We start from the raw sequence: 11,935 nt of genomic DNA on the forward strand, positions 1-11,935 counted from the left end.
TCAAAATAATTTATTCAATCTCTATTTCGTTACTCTTATCGAAATAATGAGTATGTAACAATTTATGAGACAATTCACTACATGGCTTACCTAAGAACTCTTCATACAATTTAATAATGTATGGGTTCTCATGCGATTTACGGATTGCCTTACCTTCATCTTCACGATAAAGAGCAGCTGCACGTTTCTTCAATATTGAAGAATCGCCATGGTGCAATGGCTGACCACCACCACCAATACAACCACCTGGACAAGCCATAATTTCGATTGCATGATATTCTGATTTACCATCACGGATATCTTCAAGAAGTTTACGAGCGTTACCTAGACCGTGAGCAATACCAATATTAATTGGAAGACCATCGAAATCTACAGTTGCGCTACGGATCCCCTCCATACCACGTAAAGCTTCAAAATCAACTTTCTCAAGAGTTTTACCAGTGTATACTTCATAAGCAGTACGAGCTGCAGCTTCTATTACACCACCAGTAGCACCAAAAATAACACCAGCACCAGTTGACTCACCAAGAGGATTATCGAAGTCCTCATCAGCCATAATGCTAAGATCCATGTTAGCCTGCTTGATCAAGTTCGCCAACTCACGAGTCGAGATAGAATAGTTTACATCTGGATCTCCATCAACCTTGAACTCATCACGCTGACACTCATATTTCTTAGCCAAACAAGGCATGATTGAAACAACGATCATATCCTCACGCTTGATACCCATTTGCTTCGCCAAATAGTTCTTAGCAATAGGACCAAACATTTGCTGAGGAGAACGAGCGGTAGAAGGAATATCCTTCATATCAGGGAAATGATGCTCGAAGAAGTTGACCCAACCTGGACAACAAGAAGTCAGGATAGGAAGCTTCACATCCTTATCTCCATCAAGGTGCTTTTGCAAACGCTCAAGCAACTCAGTACCTTCCTCCATAATTGTAAGATCGGCAGCGAAATCAGTATCGAATACTTTATCGAAACCTAACTGACGAAGAGCTGAAACCATTTTACCGGTAACCAACGTACCAGCTTCCATTCCAAATTCTTCACCCAATGCAGCACGAACAGCAGGAGCCGTTTGAACAACAACAGTTTTCTTAGGATCAGCAAGATCTCTAATCAACTGATTGGTGTGATCTTTTTCAGTTAATGCACCAGTAGGACATACAGCCACACACTGCCCACAGTAAGTACAAGTAGATTTCTCCAAATCCATTTCGAAAGCTGGAGCTACTACAGACTCAAAACCTCTGTTCACAGCAGAAAGAGCACCTACTGTTTGTACGTCGTTACACATTGTTTCACAACGACGACACATGATACACTTATCCATATCACGGATAATAGATGGAGAGTAATCTACCTTATATGTTGACTGCTCACCTTTGTAGTGTAATTCACGAACACCGAACTGATGTGCCATAGTTTGTAAATCACAGTTACCTGATTTAGCACAAACCAAACAATCGAATGGGTGATCAGAAAGCATCAACTCCATTACAGTTTTACGAGCATTTAATACTCTCATATTGTGAGTGTGAATGACCATTCCTTCCTCACACTTTGAGTTACAAGAAGGCGCTAAATTACGACGTCCTTCTACCTCAACAACACAAATTCGACATCCGCCAGGCTTGTGTTCAATGCCCATATCACCTAAGTGCATATAACAAAGCGTTGGAATTTCAATTCCTAACTGCTTTGCAGCTTCAAAAATAGTAGTTCCCTGAGGTACCTCTATTTGCTTATTATCAATGGTTAATTTGATCATTTTTTCCATTTTAAGATCCTCCTTACTGAATGCTAATCGCATTAAACTTACATTTCTCCATACAAGCACCACACTTGATACACTTAGCTGTATCGATAATGTGAGCTTCCTTACGATCTCCGGCAATACAATCAACCGGACAGTTGCGAGCACAAAGAGTACATCCAACACAAAGTTCAGGATCAATCACATACTGCATCAATGCCTTACACTGACCAGATGGACATTTATGTTCCTCAACGTGAGCAATATACTCATCATAGAAGTTTTCAATTGTAGAAAGAACAGGGTTTGGCGAAGTCTGTCCTAAACCACAAAGAGAAGTATCTTTAATTACAGTACTTAAGTTTCTCAACAAATCAAGATCTTCTTTTGTACCTTTTCCTTCAGTAATCTTATCCAACAATTCGTACAAACGCTTGTTACCTACACGACATGGAGTACACTTTCCACATGATTCTTCAACAGTAAAGTCAAGGTAGAATTTCGCAACAGAAACCATACAATCGTCTTCGTCCATTACAATCATACCACCTGATCCCATCATTGAACCAACAGCAAGAAGGTTATCAAAATCGATTGGAGTATCAAGGTGTTTTTCAGTTAAACAACCACCTGATGGACCACCAGTTTGAACAGCCTTAAACTTCTTTCCATCTTTAATACCACCACCAATTTCGTAAATTACTTCACGAAGAGTAGTACCCATTGGAACCTCAATCAAACCAACATTATTGATCTTACCTGCCAAAGCAAATACTTTAGTACCAGTAGATTTTTCAGTACCAATTTTATTGAACCAACCAGCTCCCTTGTTAATAATAACAGGAATGTTAGCAAAAGTTTCAACGTTATTTACGTTTGTAGGTTTTCCGTTGTAACCAGACTCAGCAGGGAATGGAGGCTTAACAGTTGGCTCCCCACGAAGACCTTCCATCGAGTGAATCAAAGCAGTTTCCTCACCACAAACGAAAGCACCAGCTCCATAACGCATTTCAACATCAAAGTTGAAACCAGAACCTAAAATATCATTTCCTAAAAGACCATATTCACGAGCCTGCTTAATAGCAACTTTCAAACGATCAATTGCAAGAGGATACTCAGCACGAATATAAATCAAACCTTTATCAGCACCCATTGTGTAACCACAAATTGCCATCGCTTCAAGTACTGAATGAGGATCTCCCTCCAAAATAGAACGGTCCATAAATGCTCCTGGGTCTCCCTCATCGGCATTACAAACCACATATTTCTGATCCGCTTCGTTCTTAGATGCAAATTCCCACTTCAATCCTGTTGGGAAACCTCCACCTCCTCGTCCACGAAGACCAGATTCCTTAATTTCATCGATTACTGCCTGAGGAGTCATCTCTGTCAAACATTTACCAAGAGCTGCATATCCTTCAGTAGCAATATATTCATCGATATTTTCAGGATTAATAAAACCACAGTTACGCAATGCAATACGAATCTGCTTTTTATAGAATCCCATGTGTTTAGAGTCACTAACAACTTCCTTCTTTTCAGGATCGGTATAAAGTAAACGCATTACTTTACGTCCTTTAATGATATGCTCTTCGATAATTTCCTCAGCATCTTCAGGCTTCACTTCAATATAGAAGGTATTATCAGGAAGAATTTTTACGATAGGTCCTTTTTCACAAAATCCAAAGCAACCTGTCATTACTACCTGAACCTCTTCTTCAAGCCCTTTAGCTTTTAGAGCATCCTGTAGATTATTTTGAATAGCCTCACTTGCAGATGCACGACATCCTGTACCTCCACAAATAAGAATATGCATTTTATACTTTTCCATAATTGCGTTTTCTTTTGTTAGTTGTTGTCAATAGTTTTGTAGTTAACAGGAATAATGCCATCTACCAATTCACCTTGTTTGATGTATTTCTCAATCACTTCATCAGCTTTCTTAAGATCAACATCTCCAAAAACAACAGGTTCTTTACCTGGCATTGTTACTTCAATTGTTGGTTCTGCATAACAGTATCCCATACAACCTGTTTGCGTAACAATAGAATTAATACCTCTTTTGGCTGTAGCTTCAATTAGAAACTCCATTACCTCTTTTGCTCCTGATGCAATTCCGCAAGTTGCCATACCAACTTTAATTTGCACCTGAGCTTCCGGATCGTTGCTCTTCTCCCTAAGATCCATCTTTGCATGCAGCTCTTCTTTTATCTTCTTCAGATCTGCAAGGGATTTTACTTTTGCCATAATCTCAAATTATTAAAGGTTAGAATTTAATTATCTATATAATATTGTGTTTAGGTTCTCTTTAATCATTTCCTTTAAGTACTGCATGATATTCGGATCTGAAATCGGCATACCATCCAAAACTTCTTTTACTTCTTTTGTATCAAAAACATACTCCCCTTCGTCGGTTATATGCTGATATAAAAAGTCCATTTCGGGGTTTGCACCAACCAACAAAACCATGGTTCCTGCAATGTCTCCCAAACTAGGTCGATCGAGGTGTTTGTGAGAAAAAACCGCTTCCAACTCTGTCCCAACTCCTTCTTTCGAACTGATCTCCATCTTGCCTCCTGTCATTTCAGCATTTTGCTTTAACAATGACAATCCCAAACCTACTTTACGTGTAGTTCTGGTAGTAAAAAATGGATCAATGGCTTTTGCCAACACCTCATCGGACATTCCAAATCCATTGTCTTTAATCGAAATTGAAAACAAGTCCTCTTTCATACTTTCGGTAATTTTCAATTCAACCAAAGATGCTTCAGCTCTCACTGAATTCTGGATGATATCCATTATATGCATCGACAAATCTTTCATTCTTCAATCTCTACTTTTCGACCTTCTTCAGACCTTAATGCCTTTCTCACTTCTTCGAAACTCAAATCTTCCATAAAGAAGTTCGTCCAGGTATTTCCTATATTTTCTACATAATGAGCATCCGAACTTTTAATAAAGCTGTATTTGCTCAAATACTTATTCTTTTTTAAGAACTCCTCTTTTGTTACATGATGCGAGAGTTCCAACGAATCAACATTCAAATCAGGCGGCAAAAAACCCAGCTGACTAATGATACTATTCATCATTTTATTGATATGAGCCGGAATAAACAGTCCATTTAGTTTATGAACTTTACTTTCTATCTTCTCAATACTTTGATTCAATCCAGAAATCAGAAGACATTCGACTTCGTCTACGATCTCTTCTTTCTCATTTACCACTACCTGATATCCAAATTTATTTTCATCATTAGGTATTTTAGGTAAATGCTGATCCAAGTATTTCTGAAATTCAGAAAGCTTTTCTTCATCCTCAAAAAAGCACAAACAATGCACCTCTTCTTTGGTGGTTACCTCTGCTCCCATCAAGACCATTATTCCTTCCTTTGCGGCCAATTCTTTAATCAGCGGTGCGTGCAAAGTCGAATTGTGGTCAGTTATTCCCAATATGTCAATTCCACGTTCTCGGGCTTTTTGAACAATATTTACCGGACTCATCTCCAGATCACCACAGGGAGATAAAACAGTATGCGTATGCAAATCTGCCCGGTACTTTCTCATTCTACTTTGCCTGATTTATCATTTCATATAGTTTTCCTGTCAGCTCAAAAGCTTCTTCTTCCGAAGATAGAATCGGAATTCCTTCCTCATTACTTTGCTCAGCAGCATCTTCGTCTGGCTCGTATCCTTTCACCAAAACAATTGCTGCCAGTTCTTTTAGTGAGGCAATGGCCATAATGTTCTTATGCGTTTGCAATGTCACCCAGATATGGTTTTCATCAGCATTTCCCATTACATCGCTTAACAAATCAGAAGTATAACCTCCTTCAATTTCGCGATTCAATCCATTTGCTCCTGAACAAACTTTCAGTCCTAACTTTTCAACTATATCTTGTACTATCATAGTATTAATGATCGTTTAAATTCTTTTTTTCAAATCTGCTTTTTCCCCAAGTATCTTCCGAAATATCAAATGACTCCTGAGGAGATATCAATCCTTCTTTGGTTAACATCTTTTGAAGAAATACGCATTGTGTCATTTTAGCTTTTCCCTGAACCACATCTTCTGCCAAAGCCTGACAACGCGGTGCCCCGCAAGCTCCACAATCGATTCCGGGAAGAACTTTCATAATACGATTGATTTTCTTCATCTTCTTCATGGCAACCATCATATCCGAATCCAAACTTAAAATAGATCGTGGCTCCACTTTACTTATTCCAATATTCTCCTGAAGGTATGTTTTATATAAATCAATTTCTCTTTCCGGCATAATCATAGGCTTGTTTCTGTGATACCATGCAGCGCGTTTTCTCAAGCGTTCAATTGCAAGAAAACGATTCTCTGTAGCTAATACTCCACCAGCACAAGAGTGATCACATGCTCGAAGTTCCAAAAAGTCAACATCAGTTATTTCTTCGTTCTCCAACTTTTCCAAAACTTCAATCACATTGTGAATCTCATCAATTGCCAAACACCTTCCTGAATATCTCGAAGCCTCACCAGTTGTTAAAGTCCAACCAATACTCCTTCGGGACATATGTATATTTTCTGGATATTTTTTAGTTTCCTTCTTACTATTCTTAATGCTAAGCAGAACCTTATTGTAGATAAAATCCATATTAATGACTCCATCTATTAGAGACTTCTCCTCTCCCACAGGGCTCTTTACTGCTGCAATTTTTGCAGCACAAGGAGTAACGTAAAAAATTCCTATTTCATTCTGGGCATATCCTTTATCTTGTAATTTCTTGCGATAAAACTGAGCTGAAATATCAATTACAGGTTTTAACTGAATAATATTATCCACAAGGGCTGGAAATTTAACCTGTATTAATCTAACGATTGCAGGACAGAAACTAGAAATAAAAGGTCTTTCCTGATGATGCTTGTGCATAAATTTCTTAGTAGAATCAATCAACACATCTACAGCTCCATCCACCTCATAAACATGCGTAAATCCAAGATCTTTAATTTCATTATAGATTTGAACTTCAGAAACGTCATCTGGAAATTGCCCCAATAAAACAGTAGGTAAAAGAGCTACTCTCTGTTTATAGTTGAATATTTGAGTAAAGTCATCCTGCTCCACAATAATCGCATTAACAGGACAAGCTTTCAAACATTCACCACAATCAACACAAGCATTCTTATTTATATTTGCAGTACCATTTTTTACACGAATAGCGGCAGTTGGACATACGTTCATACAGTGTGTACATCCGATACACACCTCATCAACTACCTTTAATGCGTGATAAAAATGAATTTGCTCCATTATTCTATCCGAAATAATTTATGATTTCAAGCTCTGTCCCAACATCAACCTTGCTGGTAATATTCATTTGATCAGAATTACGTTTGATATTTGGCAATCCCATTCCAGCACCGAATCCCATTTCTCTTACTTGAGGAGTAGCTGTAGAGTATCCTTCTTGCATAGCCTGATCAATATCAGGAATCCCTGGGCCTCTATCTTCAATCTTCACAACAATTTTGTCTGTGTCGATATCCACGTTCATATTTCCTTCAAATGCATGAGCCACAACATTAACTTCTGCCTCATACAATGAAACAACTGTTCGTTTTATAATCTTAGGGTTTACATTTAACTGTTTAAGGATTTTTTTCACTTCGCTTGAAGCTGATCCTGCCTTAGAAAAATTACCGCCCTCTATTTCAAACTTAAATTCCATTCTCACCAATTAATATACAGGTTGTAAACCTATCTCATTTAAAATTGAACAAGCTCTGAACATTGAATGACCACATTCAAGTAAAGTAATCTCATTCTCACATGCCAATTCTTTCATTTCCTCTGAAGCTTTCTTATCTCTTACAAATAAAATGAAGGATATATCAGACATTTCCGATGTACGAATGGTCTGCAGATTATTTAAACCTGTTATTAAAAGAAGATTTTCTGTATCTATAGTAAGTACGTCACTCATTAAATCCGAAGCAAATCCAAATTGAATTTCTTGATTCATATCACCGCTTCCACAAATAACACGTGCATTAAGTTTATCAACCACATCTGCCACTTTCACCATTATCGCAGTATTAAGTTATGTTTATCTTTTTAGTCTTTCTTAACGGCACTAAGATAAGAATTTGAGGTATATTAATAAATGATATTTAAAGGAATAGATTTATTTTAATCAAATACATAATTAGTCTAAATAATACCGTATAAACTATCAATTCTAAATAAAAATACGATCCCGATTTTAAGCCTTAATTTTCAGAACATATTTAGAAATTAAGATTAAACTACATACTTGTTATTATTAGGATGGAGAGTTTTTTTAAGTATATTCGTCATATACCAGAATACATTTGGCTTATTTAGCAAATTATTTCTTTAATTAATGGGGAGAAAAACACAACATATACTGGTCTTAATTCAAGATCAAAATTACACCAGAAAAGCCATAGTGCATGCATTTAAGCTAGCATCTATATTTAAAGCAGAGGTAGCATTTACCCAAATTTCTAAAAACACTTCTAATAATCAATTACCAGGAAGTTTAATTGATGAACTGAATACAGAAAACATAGCCTACAAAGAGATATCATTGGGAAAATTGGCAATTGAACCCAATAACACAATAAAACAACTTGAAGCCATTTTTATTGTTACTGAGTTTGCAAAAGGTAAGCTTTCAACTATAAAAAGAAATGAAATTTTCAAATATTTATACAAGGCAAAAATCCCAAGCATTCTATTAGGAGAAAAAAGTGAAGAAAAGTGTAATTACCAAAATATAACTGTACCTGTTGATTTCAAAAGAGAAACAAAAGAAAAAATGATTTGGGCAAGCTATTTTGGACGTTTTAACCACGCAAGAATCCATTTGTTTGTTGCCAATCACAAGGCTGAATCAGCTCAACGAAAAATTAAGGCTACATTAATTTTCACGAAGAGAATGTACGAACAATTCAATTTTGAGTATGAGATTGTAAAATCAGAAAGAAGTAGTAACTGGTTGAGGCAAGATGCTTATTCATTTTCTGAGCAATTCCATTCTGATTTAATGGTTCTTCTATCTCAAAAAAATGATGGATTGCTAAACAAATATTTTGGCCCAACTGAAATCAAAAAATATCTGCGGAATAAAAGCAACCCTATTCTTTTTATTAATCCATTAAAAGATTACTATCTGCCCTGCAACTAGTTAGAAAACCAGTTTTCACAAGACAAAAAAAACAAGCCGATAATCAACAAACCGGATTCTTAATTTCTAAAATAGAATATTAACTTTATAGATAATTAATACAGACAAACAACATCAACTTTAGTTTTCTTTTCATGTCTGTTTAATTATCAAACAAAAAAAAAGGAATTACCTCAATCAGTAATTCCTTTTTTATACTTAAAATCTTACTTTATTTTACGATGTTCATTTCATCAAGCAAATAACCTGCTCCAGCAAATTTATCTACAATAAACAGAACATATCTGATATCAAGAGATACATTTCTACAAATCTCAGGATCGTACATTAAATCCGACATCACACCTTCCCATGCACGGTCAAAATTCAATCCAATTAACTCTCCATTTGCATTTAAAACCGGACTACCTGAGTTACCTCCAGTAGTGTGATTGGTAGCTGCAAAACAAACTGGCATTTCACCTTTGGCATTCACATAATCACCAAAATCTTTTGAATCATAAAGATCTCTTAATTTTTGAGGTACATCGTAATCAAAAATTTCAGGATTATCTTTCTCGATGATTCCTTCCAATGTTGTATAGTGAGCGTAGGTTACAGCATTTCTTGGTTTATAACCAGATACTTTACCATAGTGAACTCTGAAAGTTGAATTTGCATCTGGGTAGAATACCTTTTCTGGTTGCATTTTCATTAAGCCCGCCATATAAGTACGTTGTAGCTTATCAATCTGATCCATGATTTTATTGTAATCAGGAGCTATTTTTGAGCCATAGAAAAATGAGATACTATTTGACAATACAAACAATGGATCCTTGCCTAATTTCTTAGCTTGAGAAACTTTATAATTATCAATGAACTGATCTAGCTTAGTTTGACTAGCAAATATCGATTTTGCGAATGCTTTTTCTGCAAACATTTCAAAATCTCCTTTGTACTTTTTCTTGATATTCTTTATCTCCTCAGGTAAAAACTCATCAGATAAATTGTCGCTATACATTTTTAAAGTTGCTGCCAATAACTTCTTCTCCGTTGGCAGATTAAAATTCTTAAAGAATTTTGCGCTTTCCTTCTTCAGCTTATCTAATTCTGGTTGAACTTTGTCAGTATCTTCTTTCTTAAGATTCGATAATGTTTTAAAGCTTCCTGCTAACCCAACAGTTTCAGCTCCTCTAAATCCTGCTTCAATTGCATAATCTCTAGCCAAACTCAGTGGAGTTACTTGGTCGTAATAAGTTTTCATTTTAGCCAGGATACCCGCGTATTTCTTCTTCAACTCTGGAGTAGAATTTGCCCACTCTTCAAATCTCTTCTCAAGAGCTTCCTTCTTCTCAATCGCATTCAAACGATTCAATCCTTTAATTTCTCCTTGCCATCTTTTCCAGGAGTTGGCAACACCAGCATATTTAGCCGAATATTGAATTCTAACCATTGGCGAAGCATCCATATCCGCGCGCATCAAATCCAATTTCTTGGTTCTGATTTTAATTTTGTGAGGATTATCAACTTCCGTCATCATCTTTAATGCATAAGAAGTCAGGTATTCTGTTGTTGTTCCTGGATAACCAAAAACCATTGTAAAATCATCTTGATTTACCCCTTTTAATGAAATTTTGAATGACTGTTTAGGTTGTAAAGGCACATTATCGTTCGAATATGACGCAGGCTTATTATCTTTTCCTGCATAGATTCTGAACATCGAAAAATCGCCAGTGTGACGTGGCCACATCCAGTTATCAGTATCACCACCAAACTTACCAATTGCTGAAGGAGGAGCTCCTACCAAACGTACATCCTTAAAGATTTCGTATACAGCCATGAAATACTGGTTACCATTGAAGTATGCTTTCACACTTGCTCTGTAGTGAGTATCTTTTTCAGCTTCTTCTACAATCGTTTTAATGTGTTTCTTTATTAGCTTTTGGCGATCAGATTCCTTCATATCATCAGTTACACCATCCAATACCTTTGTTGTAACATCAGCCATGCGAATTAAAAATGAAGCTGTAATTCCTTCATTAGCCAATTCCTCTTCACGACTCATGGCCCAGAAACCATCTTTCAAATAGTCATGCTCAAGAGTTGAATGTGATTGAATTGCTCCGTACCCACAGTGATGATTTGTAATCATCAAACCTTGGTCTGAAACCAATTCTCCAGTACAAAAATGACGGAAAGGTCTTCCCTCTCTTCCAAGTCCAACCACAGCATCTTTCAAACATGCCTGGTTAATGTCGTAAATATCTTCAGCAGTTAGCTTGAAACCAGCTTTCTGCATATCTTCAATATTATACTTTTTTAAAAGCATAGGAATCCACATTCCCTCATCTGCTTTCACAGTACTTCCTATAAGCAATAATGCTGACAATAGAAGCAAACTAATTTTTCTCATAATGGTCTATGTTTTAGTATAGTTGTTTAAAATTTTGATAACTCTTCATATAATCGTTGAATTGGCAAACCAACAACATTAAAGTAGGATCCTTCAATTCCATCAATGCCAATAAAACCAATCCACTCCTGAATGCCATAGGCTCCAGCTTTATCGAAAGGTTTATAATTATCGATGTAATAATCTATTTCTTGTTTCGACAACTCTTTAAAATGAACATTGGTAGTAGTAGCAAAACTTACTTTTTTGTCTTTACTCTTTAAGCAAACTCCACTAATTACCTGATGCGATCTACCTGATAATGCGCTCAACATCTTAAATGCATCTTCTCTATCTTTAGGTTTTCCAAGAATCCAATTATCAACACAAACAATGGTGTCTGCCGTAATTACCAATTCATTGTTTGTAAAATCAGACTCAAATGCAGAAGCTTTTAATTCCGCTAAGTAAACTGGTATTTGTTCAGGAGTCAACTCTTCAGGATAAACCTCATCAACCTCTTTTGTTCTGATTTCAAATTCTAATCCCAACTCCTTTAACATTTGATGTCTGCGTGGAGATTGAGACGCTAATATTAAATGATAATCTTTAAGATTATTCAACATG

The 11,935-nt window shown here is 36.3% G+C and carries 12 protein-coding genes; 1 reads left to right on the forward strand and 11 read right to left on the reverse strand.

Translation table 11 applies throughout. The features are described 5' to 3' along the window. Positions 1-10 precede the first annotated feature (10 nt). The 9 genes from DF185_RS08635 to DF185_RS08675 are packed head-to-tail and all read right to left on the reverse strand — an operon-like array spanning position 11 to position 7,812. On the reverse strand, positions 11-1,774 hold the full coding sequence (locus tag DF185_RS08635) for an NADH-dependent [FeFe] hydrogenase, group A6 (protein WP_317046843.1): 1,764 nt from the start codon (positions 1,772-1,774) through the stop codon (positions 11-13). Positions 1,775-1,796: 22 nt separating this feature from the next. Continuing rightward, positions 1,797-3,590: an NADH-quinone oxidoreductase subunit NuoF gene (locus DF185_RS08640; protein WP_110360353.1), complete on the reverse strand. Its 1,794-nt coding sequence runs from the start codon at positions 3,588-3,590 to the stop codon at positions 1,797-1,799. Between the two features lie 17 nt (positions 3,591-3,607). Further along, positions 3,608-4,006: a (2Fe-2S) ferredoxin domain-containing protein gene (locus tag DF185_RS08645; protein WP_110360354.1), complete on the reverse strand. Its 399-nt coding sequence runs from the start codon at positions 4,004-4,006 to the stop codon at positions 3,608-3,610. 30 nt (positions 4,007-4,036) lie between these two features. Then, entirely contained in the window at positions 4,037-4,582 is a 546-nt protein-coding gene (locus tag DF185_RS08650; protein WP_110360355.1) for an ATP-binding protein, read from the reverse strand. Next, positions 4,579-5,322, reverse strand: a complete 744-nt coding sequence (locus DF185_RS08655; RefSeq protein ID WP_110360356.1) for a PHP domain-containing protein — start codon at positions 5,320-5,322, stop codon at positions 4,579-4,581. The genes DF185_RS08650 and DF185_RS08655 overlap by 4 nt, the downstream gene beginning before the upstream one ends. Position 5,323: 1 nt before the next feature. Next, positions 5,324-5,665 carry a DRTGG domain-containing protein gene (locus tag DF185_RS08660; protein ID WP_110360357.1) on the reverse strand — a complete coding sequence of 114 codons (342 nt, stop codon included), beginning with the start codon at positions 5,663-5,665 and terminating at the stop codon, positions 5,324-5,326. A 4-nt stretch (positions 5,666-5,669) separates the two neighbouring features. Further along, positions 5,670-7,037, reverse strand: a complete 1,368-nt coding sequence (locus DF185_RS08665; RefSeq protein ID WP_110360358.1) for a [Fe-Fe] hydrogenase large subunit C-terminal domain-containing protein — start codon at positions 7,035-7,037, stop codon at positions 5,670-5,672. A gap of 4 nt (positions 7,038-7,041) precedes the next feature. Further along, positions 7,042-7,455, reverse strand: a complete 414-nt coding sequence (locus tag DF185_RS08670; RefSeq protein ID WP_110360359.1) for an ATP-binding protein — start codon at positions 7,453-7,455, stop codon at positions 7,042-7,044. A 9-nt stretch (positions 7,456-7,464) separates the two neighbouring features. Further along, positions 7,465-7,812 carry a DRTGG domain-containing protein gene (locus DF185_RS08675; RefSeq protein WP_110360360.1) on the reverse strand — a complete coding sequence of 116 codons (348 nt, stop codon included), beginning with the start codon at positions 7,810-7,812 and terminating at the stop codon, positions 7,465-7,467. A gap of 318 nt (positions 7,813-8,130) precedes the next feature. Here DF185_RS08675 and DF185_RS08680 point away from each other — a divergent pair, with 318 nt between their 5' ends. After that, positions 8,131-8,937, forward strand: a complete 807-nt coding sequence (locus DF185_RS08680) for a hypothetical protein (RefSeq protein ID WP_110360361.1) — start codon at positions 8,131-8,133, stop codon at positions 8,935-8,937. Positions 8,938-9,148: 211 nt separating this feature from the next. On the opposite strand, the gene DF185_RS08685 is transcribed toward DF185_RS08680, so the two are convergent. Next, a complete protein-coding gene (locus DF185_RS08685) occupies positions 9,149-11,329 on the reverse strand; it encodes a S46 family peptidase (RefSeq protein WP_110360362.1) in 2,181 nt (726 codons plus the stop codon). A 26-nt stretch (positions 11,330-11,355) separates the two neighbouring features. Beyond that, complete coding sequence (locus DF185_RS08690) at positions 11,356-11,934, reverse strand: Maf-like protein (RefSeq protein WP_110360363.1); 579 nt, start codon at positions 11,932-11,934, stop codon at positions 11,356-11,358. Position 11,935 lies beyond the last annotated feature (1 nt).

This window comes from Marinifilum breve (assembly GCF_003202155.1).
GTDB classification, from domain to species: Bacteria; Bacteroidota; Bacteroidia; order Bacteroidales; family Marinifilaceae; genus Marinifilum; species Marinifilum breve.